We start from the raw sequence: 23041 nt of genomic DNA, 5'->3' as shown, positions 1-23041 counted from the left end.
GCCACTCTGTGGAATCGGACTGCCGTCGTCGACACCCCGGAAACGAGAAAAACCACGTGCTATCAGGTGGTTTCGCTGGTGGCCAGGGCCGGGATCGAACCGGCGACCTTCCGCTTTTCAGGCGGACGCTCGTACCAACTGAGCTACCTGGCCGTCCGGTGCCGGCTGTACCGTCACCGCCGAGCCGATGCTCGGATGGCGACCCTGACGGGACTCGAACCCGCGACCTCCGCCGTGACAGGGCGGCGCGCTAACCAACTGCGCCACAGGGCCATATCTAATTGTCACGTCTTCCGACGTACCCCCTACGGGATTCGAACCCGCGCTACCGCCTTGAAAGGGCGGCGTCCTAGGCCACTAAACGAAGGGGGCTCGCATCAGGCGACCGAAGCCGCTCTCCGCACCGCTTCCGCGTTCCGTTGGGAGCTGGGATAGCTTATGACACCATACTCCGAGTTCCCAAATCGCCTGTTCAGGCACCATAAATCACTGCAGCCGAGCGAGTGGGCCCCGTGGGACTCGAACCCACAACCTACGGATTAACCTGCCACCACGCCTTTCGGCGCCGCCCTGAGGCGTTCGTGGTCTGGACTGTCCCTTCACCCTGGCGCTCACACGCTGTAGGTGCCACCCGTCCAGTCTCTACACCTTCCGAGGTCTCCCCCGGCTTGGCTCGGGATCGCCATGCCGTTTCCGGCGAAGGGTTCCCCGACTTTGAGTGGTGTCATCCCGACCGTTTCCGATCGGGCGCTCCTATTGAGTTGAAGTCCGCAGCTCTGCCAATTGAGCTAGAGGCCCTAGCAGTCCGCGATACTACCGGCAAGGCAGCGGCGCCTCGCACGAACCCGGCGATCGCACTCCGTAGCCGTGGTCCTGACACTCGATAGCCGCCGCCGCGCAGGCGCCGCTCCGGTGCACGGCGTGACACGGAGTTGGTCCGATCGACCCGAGCCGTTCACCCCGTGGCCTGCGTGCGGGCGCACGGGCACGCTTGCCTGGCGGCATGCATATCGTGCAGCTGGCCAACTTCTACGGCCCGCGCTCCGGCGGGCTGCGCACGGCCGTCGATCAGCTGGGGGCGGGCTACGTAGGCCGTGGACACCGAGTGACACTGGTCGTCGCCGGTACGGGGCATGACCAGGAGACCCTCGACAGCGGCGTGCACCGCATCGTCGTCCCGGGCGGGCGCTTCTTCGCGCTCGAGGGCTACCGTGCAGCCAACGCCGTCGGCATCCGCCGTCTGCTCCCCCGCCTCGCCCCGGACAGCCTCGAGGTGTCCGATCGGCTGACCCTGCGTGGCATGGGGCCCTGGGCGAAGGCCCGTGGCATCGGGTCGATCATGATCAGCCACGAGCGACTCGACCGGATGATCGAGCTGGGTGCCCCGAAGGCTCTGGCGCGCTGGGCATCCGACGTAGCGAATCTCGGCACCGCCCGGAGCTACGACACCGTCGTCTGCACGACGGCCTTCGCGGGCGCGGAGTTCGCTCGGGTGCACGCACCGAACGTCGAGACCGTGCCCCTCGGCGTGGATCTCGACACGTTCGACCCGAGCCGTGCCGCGACCCGCGCGGACTACGCCCCGGATACGGACGTACTCCTCGTGCAGTCCTGTCGCCTCTCGATGGAGAAGCACCCCGCACGCGGAATCGAGGTCCTCCGCGCGCTACTGGACGACGGTGTCCCGGCCCACCTCGTGGTCGCCGGTGACGGCGCGATGGCAGACGAGCTGCGCCGGCAGGCGGCCGGACTGCCGGTCACCTTCACCGGCCACGTCGCCGACCGGGATTCTCTCGCAAGGCTTCTCGCGACAGCCGACGTAGCGATCTGCCCTGGGCCGCACGAGACGTTCGGCCTGTCGGCGATGGAGACGCTGGCGTCGGGAACGCCCATCGTGGTGTCCCGCAACAGTGCCCTCGTCGACGTCGTCGCGGGCGGGTGCGGCCTCCCCGCTGCCGATACCGGATCCGCGTTCGCGGCCGCTACGAGGTCGATCCTGCAGCGGGACAAGAGTTTCTACCGGACGCGGGCGCGCATCCGTGCTGAGGAGTTCACCTGGGACCGCGCCGTGGAGCGGATGCTCGAGCTGCATTCCGCGACGGCGGATCGTCGGGCGTTTCTCCGAGGAACTCCTGCCATCGCTCCCACGACTCTGGGAGCTTGGCCGGCGTCACGGGGAGGCCGGCCCCGAAGAGGTCGGCGAGCGCCCGCATCCGGTCGGGCAGCAACTGCGCCGGATTATCGCGACCGAGCGCGCTGATCGCGCCGATGACCGCCCCTACCGCTGCCCGCACCGCGAGTTCGTCGACCGGCCCCGTCACATTCTCGAGAACGGCCCGCTCGAGCGCCTCCGCTGTCTCCTCCATCTGCTGGGCCTGCGCCGCCCGCAGCGAGGGCGACGAGTACAGCAACCGCCCGCGTTCCATCTCCGTCGCACGTTCGTCGTCGTCGAGCGCCTCGAACATGTCCGCGCCGCCCTGCAGGATCTGTACGGCGATGCCGCCCTCGGGGTCGATCGGCGGGACGTCGGCTAGGAACACCGCGTCGTAGTCGTCCTCCAGGATCGTCGCCTCTTTGGACGGGAAGTACCGGAAGAACGTGGCAGGCGAGACCTCGGCCGCGCCCGCGATCTGCGCGACCGTTGTCTCGTCGTAGCCCTGCTCGCGGAAGAGTTCGTAGGCCACCTGCCGCAGCCGCAAGCGCGTCTGCCGCTTCTTACGCTCACGCAGACCGAGCGGCTTCGTTTCGCTCACCTGCTTCGTCGTTCGTTCCGCCACGCCCCGATTCTGCCGGAACCAGGGCACACATCAAGACGGATGCGAGCGCGAGTCCCACGCCGATCCACCCCGCCACCGCGAGTCCGTGCTGGTACGCCGCGATCACGCCGCCCACGGCGCCCGGATCGGCGGAACGCAGCGCCGTGACGCCGGCGATCACGTTGTCCCGGACCACCGGTTCGACACCGGGTGGCAGCGGCACCCACGCGAGGCGGCCGGTATAGGCCGCCGCCACGGCAGAGCCGAACACAGCGACGCCCAGTGCCGAGGCGATCTGCCGGATCGCTTGGATCAGCGCGGAACCCGCTCCGGCGTCCCAACCGTCCAGATCGCCGGTCGCCAGGGCCATCGCCATCGGGATCACGCCGCCCAGCCCCAGCCCCAGCAGGATCGTGACCGCCAGGTAGACGCTGTACGGACCATCCGACCATGTCGCCTGAAGCAGAAACGCGGCGGCGATCAGCAGGACCGAGCCGACCGCCACGGCGCGCCGACCGACGGCCGCCGACAGCCGTGGCCCGACCCGGGTACCCAGGATCAGCGCGCCGACCACGGGCAGGATGCGGAGACCGATGCCGAGCGCGTCCGCGTTGTACACCACCGAGAAGACCTGCGTCAGTTGGAAGGTGGCGCTCGCGAGGAGCAGCATCGTCGAGCCCGCGAGGACAGTCCCCGCCAGGAAGCCACGCTGACGCAACAGCGTCAGCCGCACCAGCGGCCGCTCGGCCGTCAGTTCGCGCCACGCGAAGGCACACAGGCCCACTACCGCGACCGCGAGAAGCAGCAGGAAACGACCCGACGCCCACCCGGTCTGGCCCGCCTGCGTGAACGCCCACACCAGTGCTCCGAAGCCGACGACCGACAGCACTACGCCGGCGATGTCGAAACCACCCGGCTGCGCACGGTTCTCCGACTCCGGGATGAGCAGCCACACGGCGACAGCCGCCACCGCGGCGATCGGCACGTTGATCAGGAACACCGATCCCCACCAGAAGTGCTGCAGCAGAACGCCGCCGAGGATCGGGCCGAGTGGCATACCCGCCGCCGACGACGCCATCCAGATCCCCATCGCCCGCTCCCGCTCGCGCGGATCGGGGAAGAGCCCCGGCAGCACGCCCATCGACAGCGGCATCGCCGCCGCCGCGCACGCGCCGAGCAGCACACGGCCGACGATGAGCATCGCCGGCGTAGCGGCGAAGGCGCATACCGCGGATGCCGCACCGAAGCCGAGCAACGAGAGCCCCAGCATGCGCACGCGACCCACCCGGTCGCCGAGCGCACCCAGCGGAATCATCAACGCGCCCAGCACCAACGGATACGAGGTGGTGATCCATTGCAGCTGGCTCGTGCTGGCGCCGAGCTCGCGTGAAAGCGAGGGTAGCGCGACCATCAGGACCATCGTGTCGAGACCGATGGTGAGCATGGCACCCGCCAGGACCGCCAGAGCGGTCCACGGCGAGCGCCCCGTGCGGGCGGTTACGGACATCGATCAACCTCCAATATGAGAGTCACTGTTATTTGAGAGTGACTCTCATATTGGTGTTTGTCAACCGCGGATCCGGATCCGGGTCAGCGCAGGCGCTCCCCCGATTCCGCATCGAAGAACAGCGCCGACTCTGGAGCCGGCGCGAGACCGATCTCCTCGCCGATCGCGACGCCCGCCCGGCGCGGCGATCGCGCCACGACCTGCGTGTCGACTCCCTCGAGCCGCGCGTACACCAGCGATTCGGCCCCGAGCTCCTCGACGAGCGCCACGGAACCGCGCGCGGCCCCGACGGTGCCCGGCGGGACCAGCGTCCACCCCTCCGGTCGAAGACCGACGGTGACCGTGTCCCCCGCACCGTCGGCGACGGACCGCGGGACGGCGACGGCGGCCCCGGCGAAGCCCGCACCGTCGGCGGAGAGCTTCGCCGGGACGAGGTTCATGCCGGGCGACCCGATGAACCCGGCGACGAAGGTGTTGACCGGGTCGTCATACAGCTGGGCCGGGGGTGCGACCTGCTGCAGCACCCCCTCCTTCAGTACGGCGACCCGGTCGCCCATGGTCATGGCCTCGACCTGATCGTGCGTCACGTAGACGGTCGTGACCCCGAGCCGACGCTGCAGTTCGGATATCTGCGACCGTGTCGAGACCCGCAGCCGCGCATCGAGATTGGACAGCGGTTCGTCCATAGCGAACACCTTCGGGTGCCGGACGATGGCGCGCCCCATCGCCACGCGCTGACGCTGGCCGCCGGAGAGCCGCCCCGGCTTGCGGTCGAGCAGGCCCTCGAGCTCGAGCATCCTCGCCGCCTCGGCGACCCGGGATGCGGTGTCCGCCTTGGACGTCCCTGCGTTGCGGAGCGCGAAGCCCATATTCTCCGCAACCGTCATGTTCGGATACAACGCGTAGTTCTGGAACACCATGGCCACGTCGCGCCGCTTGGGCGAGAGGCCCGTGACGTCCGTGCCTCCGATCAGGATCCGCCCGTCCGACACGGCCTCCAGGCCTGCGAGTGCCCGCAGGCTCGTCGACTTACCGCATCCGGACGGCCCCACCAGGACGACGAACTCACCATCGTCGATGTCGATGTCGAGCGCGTCGACGGAAGGGCGGTCAGCGCCGTCGTAGCGGACGCTGGCGCGGTCGTAGCGCACTGTGGCCATGGTGCCCCGTATCTCCTTGTAGAACAGGCCCCGGATCTCCCGGAACCCCTGTCAGCACAATCTATTTCGGCAGCTTAGGCTTGATCTGGGAGTCGATCTTGCCCTGGATCGTCTTCTGCAGAGTCGCGAGCGTGGAGGCCGGGTCGGAGCCGTTCGCGATCTGCTGCAGCGCCTGACCTATGTCACGCGCCCCGCCGGGCACGAACACGCGGGCGTTGTCCTGACTCTTGGTGAACGGCAGTTGCTTCACCGCCGTGCCGAAGTTCGGATTCTTCTCGATGAACGCCTTCATGGAGGCATCGTCGACGGCGGACTTACGGACCGGCATGTAACCGGTGCCCTGCGAGAACGCGGAGGTGTTGGCCGAGTTCGTCAGGAACGTGATGAACTTGAGCGCCGCGACCTTACGTTCGGTCGAGATGCCGGACGGGATCGCAAGGCCGGCACCGCCGGTGGGGCAGGACTTGCCCTGCGGCCCGGGCAGGAACGCCGTGCCGACCTCGAACTTGGCCTGCTGCGTGATGGTCTTGAGCGAGCCCGTCGACTCCAAGAGCGCGGCGGCGGTGCCTGCGCTGAAGTCGTTGAGCGGGTTGGTTGCGAGACGGCCCGACGACTTGGCGACCTGCTGCAGCAACTGCGCCGCCTTGACCGTGTTCGGATCGGTGAACTTCAGGTCCCAGCCGTCGGAGTACGCGCCGCCCATAGACCAGTTCCAGCCCTCGAAGTGCCATTCGAGATAGTCCGTGGCGTCCGGAAGCACGATGGCCTTCTTGCCGCCACCGATCGCTTCGGTGAGCTTCGGCTCCCACGATGCGAACTCTGCCCAGTCCTTCGGGCCGCGATCCTCCAGGCCGGCCTTCTTCCAGACGTCCCTGTTGTAGTAGAACAGCGGCGTCGAGCGCGCATAGGGGATGGCGTAGTGCTTGCCCTCGAAGAGGTAGTCCCCGAGCAACGAGTCGACGTAGTCGGACGTGTCGGTGCCGGCGGCAGCGAAGTGGTCGTCGAGAGGCTCGATCTGCTTGTTCAGCGCGAACGGGAACCAGGTGACGTCGGAGGCCACGATGATGTCCGGAAGCGACCCGCCGGTGAGCGAGGTCGTGAACTTCTGCGACAGTTCCTCGTAGTCCTTGCCGCCGTCCACCAGGTTGACCTTGATGTTCGGGTTGGCCTGTTGGAAAGCGTCGATGAGCTTCTGTTCGATCGACTTCGACGTACCGGGGTGGTTGCTCCAGAACTGCAGCGTGATCGGGCCGCCGGAGGCTCCGCCGCTCCCACCCGAGCCCGAACCGCCTCCCGAGGAACCCGTGCCGGCACACGCGGCCGCCAGGCTCGCGGTGGCCGCCGCTGCCAGGCCGAGGAACGCCCGCCTGTTGAGATCCGCCATGTGAGAAACCCCTTCTCTCGTCCCGGTCCGTCCGGGAACCCTGCCGCGCGACCGGATCGCGCGGAGTCCTCGTCGACGGCGGTCGCCGTCGCGTTCTCGTCAGCGGCTGCCGCCGCCGGGGTGCGGATCAGCCCTTGACCGCACCCGACGTCAGGCCCTTGATCATCTGACGCTGAAGCGCCAGGAAGATCACGAGCATCGGCAGGGCGGTGAGCAGCGTCGCCGCCATCACCGGCCCCCAGTTCGCGCCCTGCTCGGTGTTGTTCAGCAGCGTCAGCCCGACGGGGAGCGGCGCGACCGCCGGCCCGTCCGACATCAGGAACGGCCAGAGGTACTCGTTCCACTCGTTGACCAGCGTGATCACTCCGAATGCCACCATCGTCGGGATCGAGACCGGCAGGATCACACGCCACAGCAGCCGCAGGTGTCCCGCTCCGTCCATACGGGCGGCCTCGACGATCTCCCGCGGCAGGGACAGGAAGTGGTTGCGCATCAGGAAGGTTCCGAACGCGACGCCCGCCAGCGGGAGGATGATCCCGACGAAGGTGTTGCGGTAGTCCGCCATGAGCGCATAGTTCGAGATGACGGTGATCTGGTTGGGCACCATGAGCGCCGCGATGATCACGAAGAAGATCACCTTCTTGAACGGGAAGCGCAGGAAGACCAGGGCGTACGCACTCAGGATGCCGAGCACGAACTTGATGCCGCCCGTGATGAACGTGATGATCAGCGAGTTGCGCAGGTACCGCCAGTACGGGATCTGTCGGGTCACGTCGGAGTAGTTGGACGGGTGCCACGACGGCGGCCACCACGAAGCCGGGGAGACGAAGACGTCCGGCCGCGCCTTGAACGACGTGATGACCATGAAGTAGACGGGGACGGCGATGAGCGCGAGCGCCGCCAGCATGCCGAGGTAGCCGAGGATCCGGTAGCCCAGAGCCTTGTTCACTTGTCTCCCCTGTCCATCATCCGGACCTGTACGGCGGTCACCACGAGCAGGATCAGGAACATCACGGTGGCGACAGTGGCCCCGTAGCCCGCCCGCTGGTTGCGGAACGTCTCCCAGTAGATGTCGAACACCATCGTCGTCGTCCCACCCTCGGGTCCGCCGTCGGGGAACATGATGTTGAGGATGTCGAAGACCTGCAGGCTGCCCAGCAGCACAGTGATCGACAGGAAGAACGTGGCAGGCCGTAGCTGCGGCATCGTCACCCGCCAGAACTTCCGCCACGCAGGGGTGCCGTCGATGGCCGCGGCTTCGTCGAGATCCCTGCTCAGCCCCTGCAGCGCGGCCAGGTAGATGACGAAGGTGTAGCCGAGGTTCTTCCATATGTAGGTGAAGGTCACCATGAACAGGGCCCAACCGGGCCGCTGGTAGAAGTCGGGGCCGCCCGCGATGCCGAACCAGCTGAGCACCGATGCGACCATGCCGAACTGCGGGTTGAACACGAAGTAGAAGGCCAGGCCGATCGCGGCTCCGGACAGCACGAACGGCGCGAACACCGCCGAGCGCACCAGGTTCCGCCCGGCGAGCTTCTGGTCCAGCAACATCGCAAGCGCTAGGCCCAGCACCATGGAGACGACCACCGCGCACACGGTGAAGACCAGCGTCACGGTCAATACCCGCCAGCTGGAGTCGCTCGAGAAGAACTCGCGGTAGTTGGCCAGACCCACCCAGCGGGCCGCGTCGCGGCTGGCCAGCGACCAGTCCGTGAAGCTCAGCCGGATGTTGTCCACCAACGGCCGGTAGGTGAAGACCACCAGCAGTGCGATGTTGGGCAGCGCGAAGGCCAGGAACAGCAGGTTGTCACGCGTCTTGAGGTGCGCGGCGATCCCTCGTCGAGTACTGGGCTCGACGAACTCGGTGCTGGAACTCATCGGAAGCAGCCTCCGGTACTCGGGCGACGGTGGTGCGAACCACAGGACTCGAATCGGTAACGAATCGATGGCGGATCGACGATAACGACCGAGGCGGCCTCCGCGTGCGCAAATGCCGGGAACCTGAGGGTTGCGCCGCCGGAGAAGACCGGAAGGTGCGCGTTCGGAGAAATCGGACAGCGTACACACGTGATCAACTAAGGATCACCTAGTACGATCGCCTGGACCGGAGAATCGTGACGGAGGATACATGCGAACTTTGACCCAGCTCGAACTGCTGCAGGAGCTGTCGGGTGTCGCCGAGGAGAACGTCAACCGTCACCTCAAGATGACCAAGGACTGGAACCCCCACGACTACGTGCCGTGGGACGACGGCCAGAACTTCTCGGCTCTGGGCGGCAAGGACTACGAGCCCGGCGAGAGCCGGCTGTCCGAGGTCGCCAAGGCGGCGATGATCACCAACCTCCTCACGGAGGACAACCTCCCCAGCTACCACCGGGAGATCTCCGAGAACTTCTCGATGGACCACGCGTGGGGTCACTGGGTCGGACGCTGGACCGCGGAGGAGAACCGCCACGGCATCGTGATGCGCGACTATCTCCTGGTCACCAGGGCCGTGGACCCGGACCAGCTCGAAGAGTTCCGGATGATCCACATGGGCAACGGCGCCTCGTCGGAGGGCCACACGGGCGCCGGGCTGGGCGACCGCAGCCTGCTGCACCTCGTCGCATACGTGACGTTCCAAGAGCTCGCGACCCGCGTCTCGCACCGCAACACCGGCAAGGCGTGCAACGACCCCGTCGCCGACAAGATGCTGCAGCGCATCGCGGCCGACGAGAACCTGCACATGGTCTTCTACCGCAACATCTGCGGTGCGGCGATCGACCTCGCACCGGACCAGGCGCTACGTGCGCTGACCGACGTCCTCACCAACTTCCAGATGCCCGGACTCGGGATGCCGAACTTCCGCCGCAACGGCGTGCTGATGGCCAAGCACGGCATCTACGACCCCCGCCAGCACCGCGAGGAGGTCGTCATGCCCGTGTTGAAGAAGTGGAAGATCTTCGAACGTAACGACTTCGGCCCTGAGGGCGAGAAGTCGCGCGAGCAGCTCGCCACGTTCGTCGAGGAGCTCGACGACCAGGCGACGAGATTCGAGGTCATGCGCGATCGCGCGCTTGCCCGCGAGGCGAAGAAGCGCGAGCGCGTCGCCTCCTGAGACCGACGAGGGCGTGCGTTGCGCGCATCTCCCCAGCGCCGTGACCCGTCGGCGACACACCGTCGCTCGGGTCACAGTGCTTTGATGAACCGATCGGTGTGCCGTACCGTGGTCGAGATACGCCGTACGACGCATACATCTATGCCCGGAGGACACATTGCGGACCCGTGAACTGAACCAGCTCGAGCTGCTCCAGGAGCTGTCGGGGGTCGCCGAGAGCGAAGTCAATCGGCACCTCAAGATGACGAAGGACTGGAACCCCCACGACTACGTGCCGTGGGACGAGGGCCAGAACTTCGCAGCCCTGGGCGGCAAGGACTACGACCCCGAGGCGAGCCAGCTCGACGAGGTGGCCAAGGCCGCGATGATCACCAACCTCCTCACCGAGGACAACCTCCCGACGTACCACCGGGAGATCGCGGACAACTTCTCGATGGACCACGCGTGGGGCCACTGGGTCGGACGCTGGACCGCGGAGGAGAACCGCCACGGCATCGTGATGCGCGACTACCTGGTGGTCAGCCGCGGCGTGGACCCGGTGAAGCTCGAAGAGGCCCGGATGATCCACATGACCAATGGGTGGGATCCGCAGGGCAAGGTCGCGGCCCACACCGAAGAGCAGATGACGATGCTGCACTCGGTCGCGTATGTGACCTTCCAGGAGCTCGCGACCCGCGTCTCGCACCGCAACACCGGCAAGGCCTGCAAGGACCCGATCGCCGACAAGATGCTGCAGCGCATCGCGGCCGACGAGAACCTGCACATGATCTTCTACCGGAACATCAGTGCCGCCGGCCTGGACCTCGTCCCGGACCAGGCGGTCCGCGCGATCACCGACACGATCATGCACTTCGAGATGCCCGGCGCCGGCATGCCGGACTTCCGCCGCAACGGCGTACTCATGGCCAAGCACGGCATCTACGACCTGCGCCAGCACCGCGAGGAGGTCGTCATGCCGGTGCTCAAGAAGTGGCGGATCTTCGAGCGCAACGACTTCGGCCCCGAGGGCGAGAGGACGCGCGAGGAGCTCGCAGGCTTCCTCGACGAGCTCGACCGGCAGGCGACGCGCTTCGAGGAGATGCGCGATCGCTCGCTGGCCCGCGAGGCCAAGAAGCGAGAGATGGCTGCCGCAGGCGCCTGATCTTCGCCCCGAAGACGCCTCCCACCTCCTGATATCTTCGGATGTCGGGAGGTGGGTTCGTTATGCCGGACGATCAGGTCGCCGGCCGACACGCCCCATCGCCGGAGACCGCGTAGGAGAGACATCGTGACCACCCAGACCACAGCGCGACCGCGCGTACGGATCGGCCGGTTCGAGCTGGCCAGCCCCGTCGTGCTCGCGCCGATGGCCGGTGTCACCAACGTCGCTTTCCGGACGCTGTGCAGGGAACTCGAACTGCAGCGGTCGGGTACCGTGGCCGGCCTGTACGTATGCGAGATGGTGACGGCCCGCGCGCTCGTCGAGCGGCACCCCGTCACCATGCACATGACAACGTTCGGGCCCGACGAGGATCCGCGGTCGCTACAGCTCTACACCGTCGATCCCGAGTACACGTACGCGGCCGCCAGGATGATCGCCGACGAGGGCCTCGCCGACCACCTCGACATGAACTTCGGTTGCCCGGTGCCCAAGGTGACGCGACGCGGCGGCGGCTCTGCCCTGCCGTACAAGCGGAACCTGTTCGCGCGCATCGTCGATGCCGCAGTTCGCGGTGTCGAGGGGACGGACATCCCCGTCACCGTGAAGTTCCGGGTGGGCATCGACGATGAGCACCGCACCCACCTCGACGCCGGCCGCATCGCAGCCGAACAGGGCGCAGTCGCCGTGGCGCTGCACGCGCGCACCGCCGCGCAGCGCTACTCCGGCCAGGCGGACTGGGACGAGATCACGCGTCTCAAAGACCACATGGGCGAACGCTTCGGCGACACGATCCCAGTTCTCGGCAACGGCGACATCTTCTCGGCCGACGACGCCGCAGCGATGATGGACCGCACCGGCTGCGACGGCGTCGTCATCGGCCGCGGGTGCCTCGGCCGCCCATGGCTCTTCTCGGAGCTGTCCGCCGCCCTGAACGACACCGTGATCCCCGCTCCGCCGGACCTCGGCGAGGTCGCCGCGATCATGTACCGGCACGGCGAACTCCTCGCAGCGCATCACGGCGAAGACAAGGGCATGCGGGAGATCCGCAAGCATGTCGCCTGGTACATGCGCGGTTTCCCAGCGGGCTCCGACCTGCGGGTCGCGCTCGCCCGCGTCGAGACCCTCGCGCAGCTCCGCGCGCTCCTCGACACCCTCGACCCGTCGGTCCCGTTCCCGGCCGACGCCGAGGGGCCCCGTGGCCGGCAGGGCTCACCGGGCAAGGTCGTGCTGCCCGAGGGCTGGCTCGACGACCCTTACGACGATGCCGCCCCCGAGGCGGATTCCGGCCTTCCACAGTCGGGCGGATAACGACGCACTACCGGTACGCGCGTGCCGTTCACCTGCTGTTCATCGACCACTTCGCAACGGGCCGGGAGGGGTCCCTTCGAATCTATATACTCCCAGCATGCGTACCGAGTACATCGCACAGATGGCTTCGTTCAACGACACGCTGGGCGACATCTGCGGGCGATCCGGCGTGGCCATGGAGAAGGCCACCAACGCTCTGCTGCAGGCCGACCTCGCGATCGCCGAGGAGGTCATCACCGAGCACGACGAGATCAAGAGGCTGTCGAGGCGGGCCGAGGAACAGGCGTTCACACTGCTGGCGCTGCAGGCACCCGTCGCGGGTGACCTGCGCGTCGTGGTGTCCGGCTTCCAGATCGTCGCCGACGTCGAGCGGATGGGGGCCCTTGCGCTGCACGTCGCGAAGGTGACCCGCCGCCGGCACCCGAACAAGGCGCTCCCCGAGGAGGTCAACGGTTACTTCGCGGAGATGGGGCGGCTGGCCGTCGAGCTCGCCGACACCGCACGCGAGGTGCTGATCACACAGGACCCGCATCGGGCCGCGGAGATCGAGGACCAGGACGACGCGATGGACGACCTGCACCGCCACCTGTTCACGGTGCTGATGGACCGGGACTGGAAGCACGGTGTCGCATCGGCCGTCGACGTCACGCTGCTCGGCCGGTTCTACGAGCGGTTCGCGGATCACGCCGTCGAGATCGGCCGCCGCGTAGTCTTCCAGACGACGGGCCGCACCGAGTAGACCGGGGTTCCGGCGGCGCTCAGGCCTCGTTCGCCTGCAGTACCAGTACCCGCCCGCCCAGGTTGATCTCCGAACCCACCGCTAGAAGGGCCGGCTGCCCCGGTACGAGCGGCAACGGTGACGGGACGCCCGGTGGGCGCACCCACGTCCCGTTGGACGAGCCCACGTCTACCGCCAGGATGTTCCAGCCGTCCAAGCGGATCTCGAGGTGCGCGCGTGACAGCGCGCCGGTGCGGTCCTGCAGGGGGATCGGCGCGAGGCGCCCGACACCGTCGGCGGCGCGACTCCCACGGTTGTCGACGAACGGCACCGGATCCCGCCCGATGACGACATCGGTCTCGAGGACGTACGCGGAGCCGTCGTCGGCGATGAGCGTGCCGAGCGGCGGGCGGGGCCCGGTCTCGGTGGGCGCCGCACTGTTCACCAGCCCACCGCAGCGGGTACAGAACGTGGCCTCGGGGGCGTTCAGGTGCCCGAACGCGCACCGCCGCCCCGCCACCATGGGCCCCGACGGCGGCCGCTCCGCCACGGCCTCGAGGTCCATGTCCGTGGGGGCGGACAGGCGGTCGGGCCTCGACTGCGCGGGGTCCGCCGGCGAGGCCTCGTGGTGCGCCTGCTCGGGACGCGCGGCCGCGGCCTGTGCGGCATCAGGATCCAGTGCGGGCACGGGGTCGACGTGCGGGATCACCGGGAACGGCTGGGACTTCGGGCCGGCCTGCGGCCCGGTCGTGCGGGGTACCTTGACGGGCGGCACCCACAGCACCGCGCCCGACGCGGGCACTGCGCCGTCACGCAGCACCAGCGAGCCGGGGCGGCTCGCTGGTGCCGGCGGCTGCGGGTGCCCCACGGTGACCGTGACCACGTTGCCGTCGCCGAGTGTCGCTACGCGTTCGAGGAAGGCGCCATCGGGACTGGTCAGGACGTGCTGCGGGGTCGTGTCCGACGGCGACTCGAAGATCGCGATCGTCGCGCCCCCCGCGCCGCCCAGCACGGCGCGAACCTCGTTGCCGAAGATCTGCACGGCCGCGAAGGACAGTCCCGGCGCTGCGGACTGCTGGACGACCTCGACCCAGTCTCCGTCCCCCGCCGCCAATGCGCCGATGAGCGCCGGCACCGCGGCGGGTGCGTCGAGCGCGGGCGCGTCCATCGCGAGCACGATATCGCGCACACGCGCGACCACCCGGTCACCGGGAAGAACGGTGGTACGGCGATCGATCACCGTTCCACCCTACGGGTCCGCGTCCCGCGCGTCTGATAAGGCCGCCGGTGTGGCGGACGCACCCGCGGGTGCGTCCGTAACGTGTCGCTGGCAGCGGCGGGAGGCCCATATATCGCCCGGCGTCGCCGGAGCACGCCGGGGGTGGCAGCCTCTTCCTCGTCGCGATCGCCGGCGTAGTCACCGTCTGCGCGGGTGTAGCCGAGGCCCTGGCCGCGCCGCGGCGTGTCCTGCGCGCGGTACTCGCACCCATTGCCGCAGGGATTCTGGTCTGGTATTTCACGATCGGATCGCCATGGCAGGGCGCGATCCCCACGATCCTCGGCGTGCTGATCGCGATGGGAATCCACGACGGATGGCGGGCGCTGGACGGTATACGGGTCAGCACGGCGACCTCGGCGATCGCCTGGCGGGTGTTCGTCGTGATCGCTTGCGCACGAGACCTACCCGCATCCGACCCGTGGTCCGGCCCCGGGCGTTCCACAGCATTGGTGGAATCCGGGTCGCCCGCGTGGTCGGATGCGGCCAGCACATCGGCGCTGATCGCGCTGCTCGCCGCAGTCGTCACGCTCACGTGGACGGCAGCACGGGATCAGGACACCGCCCGCACCGCGGTGACGGCCACTGCCGGGACACTGGTGGGCGCGGCGCTGATCCTGTGGGCGACGGGCGGTGTCGGCGTGGCCGAACCACTGGGCACTGTCGTCGTCCTGGCCGGCGTGGCCGTCCGGCAGCTCATGGCATGGCGGCTCGCCACCCGTGAGCTCGGGGCTCAGCCGAAGCGGCCGGAGATGTAGTCCTCGGTGGCCGGCTGGTCGGGATTGGAGAACATCTTCTCCGTCGGGTTGATCTCGACGAGCTTGCCCGGCTTACCCGCGGCCTCGAGGTTGAAGAAGGCAGTGGTATCGGAGACGCGCGCCGCCTGCTGCATGTTGTGCGTGACGATGACGATCGTGTACTTCTTCTTGAGCTCGCCGATCAGATCCTCGATCGCGAGGGTCGAGATCGGGTCGAGCGCGGAGCACGGCTCGTCCATGAGCAGCACATCGGGGCTCACGGCGATGGCGCGCGCGATGCATAGGCGCTGCTGCTGACCGCCGGACAGCCCGCCGCCCGGCTTCGAGAGCCGGTCCTTGACCTCACCCCACAGGTTGGCGCCGCGCAGCGACGTCTCGGCGACCTCGTCGAGCTTGCTCTTGGAGCGGATGCCCTGCAGCTTGAGGCCGGCCACGACGTTGTCGCGGATGGACATCGTAGGGAACGGATTGGGGCGCTGGAACACCATGCCGATGGTTTTGCGCACGCCCACCGGGTCGACCCCGGACCCGTAGACGTCCTCCCCGTCGAGCGTGATGTGGCCCTCGACGCGTGCGCCGGGTGTGACCTCGTGCATGCGGTTGATGGACCGCAGCACTGTCGACTTGCCGCAACCGGACGGGCCGATGAACGCCGTCACACTGTTGGGCGGCACGGTGAGCGATACGTCGGCAACGGCGTGGAACGCACCGTAGTAGATGTTGAGGTCTTTGAGATCGAGACGCTTGGCCATGATTCCTACTTCGTCTTGGGAGCGAGCAGCTTCGACACGAGGGCGGCGAGCGCGCTTGCGATCGCGACCAGGATGACCAGCGTCAGGGCGGCGCCCCACACGCGGTACTGCCCGACCTCACCCGGGTTGCTGCTGAACTGCTGGTAGATGAACAGCGGCAGCGACGACATGTTGCCGTCGAAGATGTTCTGGTTGATCTTGTCGCTGACGCCGACCAGCAGCAGCACCGGCGCGGTCTCGCCGACCACGCGGGCGATCGCCAGGAACACGCCGGACACCATGCCGGACGCGGCCGTCGGGATCACGATCCGCAGGATCGTCTTCCACTTCGGCACCCCGAGTGCGAACGACGCCTCGCGCAGGTCGTGCGGGACCAGCTTGAGCATCTCCTCGGTGGATCGCACGACCACGGGGACCATGAGCAGGATCAGAGCGAGGCTCACGGCGAACGCGCTCTGCGGGAGGCCCAGCGTGGTGATCCAGACGCCGTAGATGAACAGCGTGGCCACGATCGACGGGATACCCGCCAGGACGTCGACCATGAACGTGGTGACGCGGCCGAGCGCCCCGCCCTGCCCGTACTCGACCAGGTAGATACCTACCAGGATGCCGATCGGGACGCTGATGATCGCGGCGATGAGCGCCTGCGCCAGTGAGCCGAATATCGCGTGGTAGACGCCGCCGTCGTACGACGACGGTGCGACGCGGTACATCGAGTTGGTCCACCACTCGGGCTTGATGATGGCGCGGATGCCCTTGCTCACCACCATGTAGAGCAGCGAGACGAGCGGCGCGATCGCGAGCAGGAAACACAGACCGAATCCCACGGCCGCGATGTCGTTGGTGAGACGGCGCCGCAGCGACGTCTTGTGGAAGGTCGTACCGGGCTTGGCGGCCGCGGTCAGATCGGTGGCGGTCATCCGTTCACCCGTCCCCCGCCGATCCAGCGTGCGACGGCGTTCACCAGGAAGGTGAGCACGAAGAGCACGAGACCCGCGGCGATGTAGGCGCCGCGGGAGTCCGGGTTGGAGAACTCGGTCGCGGCGGAGGCGATCTTGGAGGCGAAGGTGTATCCACTGTCGAACAGCGACCACGCCGAGTTCCGGGTGGCGGCATTGAGGATCACCAGGACGGCGATCGTCTCACCGAGGGCTCGACCGAGCGCCAGCATCGAGCCCGCGACGATGCCCGACCGACCGTAAGGCAGGACCGTCAGGCGGATGACCTCCCACTTGGTGGCTCCCAGCGCGAGCGCCGCCTCCTGATGGGCTACCGGCGTCTGGCGCAGGGCCTCACGGCTGATGGAGGTGATGATCGGCAGGATCATGATCGCGAGCACCACGCCGGCCGTGAACACGGTGCTGCCGAGGCTGAGCTCGACGTTGCCGCTCTTGAACAGGAAGAACCAGCCCAGCGTGCGGTTCAGCCACTCCTGGAAGGGGACCAGCCAGGGGGCGAGCACGAAGATGCCCCACAGGCCGAAGATGATCGAGGGCACCGCCGCCAGCAGGTCGACGACCGAGCCCAGCGCGCGGGAGAGGCGCGGCGGCGCGTACTGCACCAGGAACGTCGCGATACCGACCGCGACCGGCACCGCGAGGATCAGCGCCATCACCGATGACATGACGGTGATCTTCAGCAACTCGAGAATGCCGAAGCGCATGTCTGTCGGATCGGTGGTCTTCCATTCCGAGCTGATCAGGAAGTTGGCATGGTCCTTGGCGATGGACGGTACGGCCTGCACCACCAGGGTCGTGAAGATCAGGGCGATCACCACGATCAGGAAGATGCCGGAGGCGCGCGTCAGCCACGCGAAGGAGGTCTCCTTCCACCCGCCGCCGTCGCCCTGCGGCAGCCCGGGTGCCGCCTCCCGCCCTCCCGGCGCCACCGCGTGCGCGGCGGCGTCCGGGGGCTCGATCGAGTCTTCCGTCGCCATCCGTCCCCGTTGTTCGGCCATGCCCGTCCCTACGCCTTCGCCTGGATTCTGTCAGCTCTCCCGCGCGGGCGTGCTACTGGATCGAGTCGATCGAGGACTGGAGCGTGTTGCGGAAGGACTCGGGGATCGGCGCGTAGCCCTCGCCCGACAGCTGGCTCTGGACGGACTCACTGGACGCGATCTTCAGGAACGTCTTGATGCCCTTGGCGACGTCGGCGTCCTGGTACTTGCTGCACACGACCTCGTAGGTCGCGAGCACGATCGGGTAGGCGCCGGCGGTGGTCGGCTTGTAGAACGCGGTGGTGTCGAGCGTGAGGTCCTTGTCGCCCGGCTTCTTGAACTTGGCCGCGGCGATCGTCTTCGCAACGCTGTCGTTGTTCAGGGCGACGGCATCGGGTCCGGCCGAGGTGATCACGTTCGCGGTCTTCAGCCCCTGCGCCTTGGCGAAGCTCCACTCGGCGTAGGTGATGGCACCCTCGGCCTTCTTGACGGTGGCGGCGACCTGCGGATTGCCGTTGGCGCCCTGGCCGGCACCGCCGACGAAGGTCTTGCCCGCACCCTTGGTCCAGTCCTGCGGCGCCGCGGACGAGAGGTACTTCTGGAAGTTGTCGGTGGTGCCCGACTCGTCCGAACGGAAGACGACGGTGATCGGCAGGTCCGGCAGGCTGGTGCCCTTGTTCTCGGCGGCGATCTCAGGCGCATTCCACTTGGTGATCTTGCCGGTGAAGATCTTGGCGATGGTCGCGGCGCTCAGGTTGACCTGGACGTCGCCGGGGAGGCGATACGCGACGGCGATGGGACCGAAGACCAGCGGCAGGTCCAGCGCGGGCGAGGCGCACTTCTTCTCCGCTGCGGCGTGCTGAGCGTCGGTGAGCGGCGAGTCGGAGCCGCCGAAGTTGGTGACGCCACCCGTGAAGTCGGTGATGCCCTGGCCGGATCCGTTACCCGTGTAGTCGACGTTCGCCCCGTCGCAGTCCTGCGCGAAGGCGTTCTTGAACACCGTCATCGCGTTGGCCTGCGCAGTCGAACCGCTCGCCTTGAGGTTGAGCTTGCCCTCGCACGAGACGTTGCTGCCGCCCGAAGCGGACGCACCACCGGACGTGCCCGAGGATGCGTTGTTGTCGCTGCCGCACGCGGTCAACGCGACGGTCAGGGCGGCTGCGGCGGCGATCGACGCTGCAAGTGGTCCACGCTTGAAGTTCACCGGGTTCCTCCGTGAGTTGGGTTCGAGCCCTCTGGGTTCGGGACGAAACTAGGTAGGGCGAGTGACCTGCCACCCCCGACAAGGTGAACGCAGAGTTAACACTGCACGTCAGACGGTATTGATGAGGATGACTAACCGGCTAATGCGCTACCGAAACACCCCTGATTCGAGAAAGCGGCGCAGCCTCTCGGCGTACGGCTGCGGGTCGATTCCGCTGGTCGCAAGCCATTCGGACGAATAGTACTTATCGAGGTAACGGTCGCCGGGATCACAGATCAGCGACACGACGCTCCCGGTCCTACCGTCGGCCACCATCTCGCCGACGATCCGCAGAGCCGCCCACAGTCCCGTGCCGGTCGACGCTCCCGCCCGTTTCCCGATCAGCCCCGCCAGGGCGTGCACCGCGGCGATCGCGGCGCCGTCGGGAACCCGCATCATGCGGTCGACGGCGGTCGGCACGAAGCTCGGCTCGACCCGCTGCCGCCCGATGCCCTCGATGCGAGAGCCCACGCCCGTCGTCACGGCACAGTCCGCATCGCGCCAGCCCGGGAAGAATGCGGAGTTGTCCGGGTCGGCGACGCAGATGCCGGTCGCGCGGCGCGTGTAGTGCACGTAGCGCGCGAGAGTGGCCGACGTGCCGCCCGTGCCCGCAGTCGCGACGATCCACGACGGCTCGGGATAGCGCTCCTGAGCCAGCTGGGAGAAGATCGACTCGGCGATGTTGTTGTTGCCACGCCAGTCCGTCGCCCGCTCGGCGTAGGTGAACTGGTCCATGTAGTGGCCACCGGTCTCGGCGGCAAGCCGTTCCGCGACCTCGTACACGGCGCTCGGGTTGTCGACGAAATGACATGTGCCGCCATAGGATTCGATCAATCGAACCTTCTCGGAGCTGGTCGACGCAGACATCACCGCGACGAACGGCACTCCGATCAGCCGCGCGAAATACGCCTCGGACACGGCCGTCGATCCGCTGGACGCCTCTATGACGGGCGTCCCGCGCCGGATCCAGCCGTTGCACAGCGCGTACAGGAACAGCGACCGCGCCAGGCGGTGCTTGAGCGAGCCGGTGATATGCGTCGACTCGTCCTTGAGATAGAGATCGACACCCCATTCCTCGGGCAGTGGGACCGAGATCAGGTGCGTGTCCGCGGATCGGTTGGCGTCCGCGTGCACGCGTCCGACCGCGTCCGCGAGCCAGGCCCGGTACTCGGGGTCGTACCGGTCGATGTCGTCCCTGTCGTCGATTCCCGCGGCGCCACTCACCGTCTCCTCCCGTACGCGACGTCGCGACGGTAGTCGCTGAAGCCGAGGCGACGGTAGGTGCGCAGGGCGGCCGTGTTGTCGCCCTCGACGTACAGCTCGACCTCGTTCAGCCCACGCTCCGCGAGGTATTCGAGCCCGACGGCGGTCAGCAACCGCCCGAGCCCCTTCCCCTGCCCCTCGGGTGCGACACCGACGATGTACACCTCGCCCAGCGCGGGCTCGCCATCCTCCGCGGGATGGACCTTGGTCCAGTGGAAGCCGAGCACACGGCCCTCTCGCCCCGGACCGCCTTCCGGCCGCGGCGCTTCCACGGCGAGGAAGAGGCCCTTGGGATCGAACCAGTCGGAGCCGGTCCGTTCAGCGATCTGGTCCTGTGTCCATCCGCCCTGTTCGGGGTGCCAGGCGAAAGCGGCGTTGTTGACGGCGAGGATCGCTGCATCGTCGGCGGGCCCGGCATAGGTGCGCACGGCGACGCCGGGCCCGGGCTCGGGCACCGGAGCCAGACCGTCCAGTGGGCGGCGCAGCTGGAGGAGTTCGCGCGCGACGGTCAACCCGAGCGCCGCGGCGACAGCCCGTGCGGCCGGTAGGTCGCCGTGTGCCCACACCGTCGCACCGTCGCCGACCGCGTCGAGCGCTGCGGCCACGAGCGCGCGGCCCAGGCCGCGCCCGCGCGCTGCGGGTTCGACGAAGGCCTCCACCGCGGCCGGCCCGCCGCCGGGCGCGGTCACGATCCCGGCGTACCCGCCGGCGGCGAGGATGTGGATTCCCGCACCGCCTGTGGCCATGAGGAACTGCTCGGAGAGTGGCTCGACCCCGTCTGCCCGAGCGGCAGCGGCGGCCTGCTCCACGACGCTGGCCGCGCGGCCGCCGAGCGCCCCCCGAACGACCTCGATCCCATCACCCACGGCGCCGTCACCCATGGCAGCCACGCTACTGCTCGTCCGGCTCCTCGTCTTCGGCGGCGTCCGACGTGTCCTTGCCGCGGCTCGCAGGCCGGACCGCCTTGTATCCGACGTTTCGCACGGTGCCGATCAGCGACTCGTGTTCGGACCCGAGCTTCGCTCGCAGGCGCCGCACATGGACGTCGACTGTGCGTGTGCCCCCGAAGAAGTCGTAGCCCCACACCTCCTGCAGCAGTTGCGCGCGTGTGAACACGCGGCCGGCGTTCTGGGCGAGGTACTTGAGCAGCTCGAACTCCTTGTACGTGAGGTCGAGCGGGCGGCCGCGCAGCCGCGCGGTGTACGTGCCCTCGTCGATCGTGAGCTCGCCGAGCACGATCTTGTCGACGGCCTCGTCGGGCTCCGCGCCACCGCGCCGCGCGGCCACGAGCCGCAGCCGGGCATCGAGCTCCGCGGGGCCGATACCGGGAAGCAGGAAGTCGTCGAGCCCCCAGTCGGCGTTGGCGGCTACGAGCCCACCCTCCGTGAGGACGGCGACTACGGGGACGGAGTCCGCGGTGGTGCGCAGGAGGCGGCAGAGGCCCCGCGCAGCGACCAGATCGACCCGCGCATCGACGAGCGCAGCGTCGGCCGCCCCTACCTCGAGCAGGGACGATACGTCCGCCGGAACGACCCGCACGCTGTGCGCGAGCAGCGCCAGCGACGGCACGACGGCCTCCGCGTCGGGTTCCGGGGTGAGTAGCAGCAGGTCCACCGACCACCCCTTCTCTGCTCTTCTATGCCGTGCACGGTCGGATGACAGAATAGCCGGATGCCTGAGGCCTCCACCCGACAGCGTCGGACCGTGACACCCCGCAGGCGGGGCCCGCTGCGCTGGGGACTCGCCGCGCTGGCCCTGATCGTGGCCGCCGGGCTGCTCGTCGACTTCGGGTATGCCGCCGCCGCGGAGTACCGCCTGTCGCGCACGATCCGGTCCGCCGCGGGGTTCACCGCGGACCCCGAGGTGACCATCGCCGGCTTCCCTTTCATGACCGCGGCACGCGACGGCCGCTACCGGCGCGTGAACATCACCGAGCCGGCCGTCCCCCTCCCGAAGGGCCATTCCGCGAAGCTCGAGGCCGATCTCGACGACGTCCGCCTGCCCTCCGGGACGACGATGGTGGATGCGTCGACCCCCATGCGGATCGGCTCCGTCGAGGCGCGCGTACGCCTGGACCAGAAGAACATCGGGCGCTACCTCGGCATCGTCGATCTCACGGTGCACACGCCCGTACCCGGACGAGTCGCGGGTGCGGGCAGTCCCGCGGACGGCCTGGTCAAGTCGTCGACCGGTGTGGTCCTCACCGGGACCGTGCCGCTCCCGGAACCCGGCGATGCGGATCGGAAGGTGTCGGTGTCGGTCGCCTCGGACATGTCGACACACGATGGAGGCGTCGCGATCACGGCGACGCGGATCTACACCGGCCCCGAGGAGCATGCGACGCCCCGGCTGCGGCCGGGCGACGAGCCGCGGGTCCTCGCGGCGTTCACCAAGGTGCTGCCCGCAATCGCCCTGCCCTTCGGTCTGGCGCCGACGGGTGCGCGCGGCGAGAACGCGGACATCGTGCTGTTCGCGTCGGCACACGACGTGACCAAGACTCCCGGCGACTTCTATCGGGTGGGGGTGTGACGACGGCAGCCGCGCCGGGTATCCTGACCGCATGCGCAACCGCTGTGAGCTGATGCTCACCCGACGCCGCGCGGTGGATCTGTGCCGCGTGGCCGGTTGTTGCTGTCTGGGCTGACCTGCCCCGGCTCGCGCCGTCTCGTCGGCCGGCCACCTCGAATGGCGCAACTCCCGCGGTCCGCGCTGCCGCACATCCCCCGGGCAGGCCCCCGGCCT

At 68.3% G+C, this 23041-nt stretch carries 20 protein-coding genes, 3 tRNA genes and 1 pseudogene; 7 read left to right on the top strand and 17 right to left on the bottom strand.

All coding sequences use genetic code 11. From position 1 onward, the window contains the following. Positions 1 to 76: 76 nt before the first annotated feature. The 3 genes from P0W64_RS05755 to P0W64_RS05745 form a co-directional block, all read right to left on the bottom strand. Positions 77 to 153, bottom strand: a tRNA-Phe gene (locus P0W64_RS05755). A 43-nt stretch (positions 154 to 196) separates the two neighbouring features. After that, a tRNA-Asp gene (locus P0W64_RS05750) sits at positions 197 to 273 on the bottom strand. 26 nt (positions 274 to 299) lie between these two features. Further along, a tRNA-Glu gene (locus P0W64_RS05745) sits at positions 300 to 372 on the bottom strand. 631 nt (positions 373 to 1003) lie between these two features. Here P0W64_RS05745 and P0W64_RS05740 point away from each other — a divergent pair. After that, on the top strand, positions 1004 to 2260 hold the full coding sequence (locus tag P0W64_RS05740; RefSeq protein WP_275479109.1) for a glycosyltransferase: 1257 nt from the start codon (positions 1004 to 1006) through the stop codon (positions 2258 to 2260). Here P0W64_RS05740 and P0W64_RS05735 read toward each other — a convergent pair. The 6 genes and pseudogenes from P0W64_RS05735 to P0W64_RS05710 form a co-directional block, all read right to left on the bottom strand. Continuing rightward, a pseudogene (locus P0W64_RS05735) lies at positions 2253 to 2684 on the bottom strand (TetR family transcriptional regulator); the annotation flags it as partial. The gene P0W64_RS05740 and the pseudogene P0W64_RS05735 overlap by 8 nt on opposite strands. Before the next feature lie 37 nt (positions 2685 to 2721). After that, positions 2722 to 4263 carry an MFS transporter gene (locus P0W64_RS05730; protein WP_275479108.1) on the bottom strand — a complete coding sequence of 514 codons (1542 nt, stop codon included), beginning with the start codon at positions 4261 to 4263 and terminating at the stop codon, positions 2722 to 2724. 83 nt (positions 4264 to 4346) lie between these two features. Beyond that, complete coding sequence (gene ugpC, locus P0W64_RS05725) at positions 4347 to 5423, bottom strand: sn-glycerol-3-phosphate ABC transporter ATP-binding protein UgpC (protein WP_275479107.1); 1077 nt, start codon at positions 5421 to 5423, stop codon at positions 4347 to 4349. A gap of 61 nt (positions 5424 to 5484) precedes the next feature. Then, a complete protein-coding gene (locus tag P0W64_RS05720) occupies positions 5485 to 6807 on the bottom strand; it encodes an ABC transporter substrate-binding protein (protein WP_275479106.1) in 1323 nt (440 codons plus the stop codon). 127 nt (positions 6808 to 6934) lie between these two features. Beyond that, positions 6935 to 7714: a carbohydrate ABC transporter permease gene (locus P0W64_RS05715; protein ID WP_275479207.1), complete on the bottom strand. Its 780-nt coding sequence runs from the start codon at positions 7712 to 7714 to the stop codon at positions 6935 to 6937. A 38-nt stretch (positions 7715 to 7752) separates the two neighbouring features. Further along, a complete protein-coding gene (locus P0W64_RS05710) occupies positions 7753 to 8685 on the bottom strand; it encodes a sugar ABC transporter permease (RefSeq protein ID WP_275479105.1) in 933 nt (310 codons plus the stop codon). Between the two features lie 250 nt (positions 8686 to 8935). On the opposite strand from P0W64_RS05710, the gene P0W64_RS05705 reads away from it, so the two are divergent. The 4 genes from P0W64_RS05705 to phoU all read left to right on the top strand — a co-directional run bounded on the left by P0W64_RS05705 (position 8936) and on the right by phoU (position 13092). Then, positions 8936 to 9904 carry an acyl-ACP desaturase gene (locus tag P0W64_RS05705; RefSeq protein WP_275479104.1) on the top strand — a complete coding sequence of 323 codons (969 nt, stop codon included), beginning with the start codon at positions 8936 to 8938 and terminating at the stop codon, positions 9902 to 9904. A 157-nt stretch (positions 9905 to 10061) separates the two neighbouring features. Continuing rightward, the gene (locus tag P0W64_RS05700; RefSeq protein WP_275479103.1) at positions 10062 to 11045 is read left to right on the top strand and encodes an acyl-ACP desaturase; all 984 of its coding nucleotides are present in this window, start codon (positions 10062 to 10064) and stop codon (positions 11043 to 11045) included. 126 nt (positions 11046 to 11171) lie between these two features. Further along, a complete protein-coding gene (gene dusB, locus P0W64_RS05695; protein WP_275479102.1) occupies positions 11172 to 12353 on the top strand; it encodes a tRNA dihydrouridine synthase DusB in 1182 nt (393 codons plus the stop codon). Positions 12354 to 12450: 97 nt separating this feature from the next. After that, positions 12451 to 13092, top strand: coding sequence for a phosphate signaling complex protein PhoU (gene phoU, locus P0W64_RS05690; RefSeq protein ID WP_275479101.1), 642 nt, complete (start codon positions 12451 to 12453; stop codon positions 13090 to 13092). A 19-nt stretch (positions 13093 to 13111) separates the two neighbouring features. Here phoU and P0W64_RS05685 read toward each other — a convergent pair whose 3' ends face one another. Beyond that, complete coding sequence (locus P0W64_RS05685; protein WP_275479100.1) at positions 13112 to 14311, bottom strand: FHA domain-containing protein; 1200 nt, start codon at positions 14309 to 14311, stop codon at positions 13112 to 13114. A 323-nt stretch (positions 14312 to 14634) separates the two neighbouring features. Between P0W64_RS05685 and P0W64_RS05680 the strand changes: the two genes are divergently transcribed. Then, a complete protein-coding gene (locus tag P0W64_RS05680; protein WP_275479099.1) occupies positions 14635 to 15105 on the top strand; it encodes a hypothetical protein in 471 nt (156 codons plus the stop codon). Here P0W64_RS05680 and pstB read toward each other — a convergent pair. The 7 genes from pstB to P0W64_RS05645 all read right to left on the bottom strand — a co-directional run bounded on the left by pstB (position 15081) and on the right by P0W64_RS05645 (position 21913). Next, entirely contained in the window at positions 15081 to 15857 is a 777-nt protein-coding gene (gene pstB / locus P0W64_RS05675) for a phosphate ABC transporter ATP-binding protein PstB (RefSeq protein ID WP_275479098.1), read from the bottom strand. The two genes, P0W64_RS05680 and pstB, sit on opposite strands and share 25 nt — an antisense overlap. 5 nt (positions 15858 to 15862) lie before the next feature. After that, the gene (gene pstA, locus P0W64_RS05670) at positions 15863 to 16777 is read right to left on the bottom strand and encodes a phosphate ABC transporter permease PstA (RefSeq protein WP_275479097.1); all 915 of its coding nucleotides are present in this window, start codon (positions 16775 to 16777) and stop codon (positions 15863 to 15865) included. After that, entirely contained in the window at positions 16774 to 17793 is a 1020-nt protein-coding gene (gene pstC / locus P0W64_RS05665) for a phosphate ABC transporter permease subunit PstC (protein WP_275479206.1), read from the bottom strand. The genes pstA and pstC overlap by 4 nt, the downstream gene beginning before the upstream one ends. A gap of 73 nt (positions 17794 to 17866) precedes the next feature. Further along, positions 17867 to 18997, bottom strand: coding sequence for a phosphate ABC transporter substrate-binding protein PstS (pstS, locus tag P0W64_RS05660; protein ID WP_275479096.1), 1131 nt, complete (start codon positions 18995 to 18997; stop codon positions 17867 to 17869). A 147-nt stretch (positions 18998 to 19144) separates the two neighbouring features. Next, positions 19145 to 20224, bottom strand: coding sequence for a PLP-dependent cysteine synthase family protein (locus tag P0W64_RS05655; RefSeq protein ID WP_275479205.1), 1080 nt, complete (start codon positions 20222 to 20224; stop codon positions 19145 to 19147). Positions 20225 to 20256: 32 nt separating this feature from the next. After that, the gene (gene mshD, locus P0W64_RS05650; RefSeq protein WP_275479095.1) at positions 20257 to 21180 is read right to left on the bottom strand and encodes a mycothiol synthase; all 924 of its coding nucleotides are present in this window, start codon (positions 21178 to 21180) and stop codon (positions 20257 to 20259) included. A gap of 10 nt (positions 21181 to 21190) precedes the next feature. Further along, the gene (locus P0W64_RS05645; protein ID WP_275479094.1) at positions 21191 to 21913 is read right to left on the bottom strand and encodes a response regulator transcription factor; all 723 of its coding nucleotides are present in this window, start codon (positions 21911 to 21913) and stop codon (positions 21191 to 21193) included. A 90-nt stretch (positions 21914 to 22003) separates the two neighbouring features. On the opposite strand from P0W64_RS05645, the gene P0W64_RS05640 reads away from it, so the two are divergent. Further along, entirely contained in the window at positions 22004 to 22828 is an 825-nt protein-coding gene (locus P0W64_RS05640) for an LmeA family phospholipid-binding protein (RefSeq protein ID WP_275479093.1), read from the top strand. Positions 22829 to 23041: the final 213 nt, after the last annotated feature.

Source organism: Tsukamurella sp. 8F, assembly GCF_029167375.1.
Classification (GTDB): Bacteria; Actinomycetota; Actinomycetes; order Mycobacteriales; family Mycobacteriaceae; genus Tsukamurella.
This window is presented reverse-complemented; position numbering and strand designations above follow the sequence as displayed.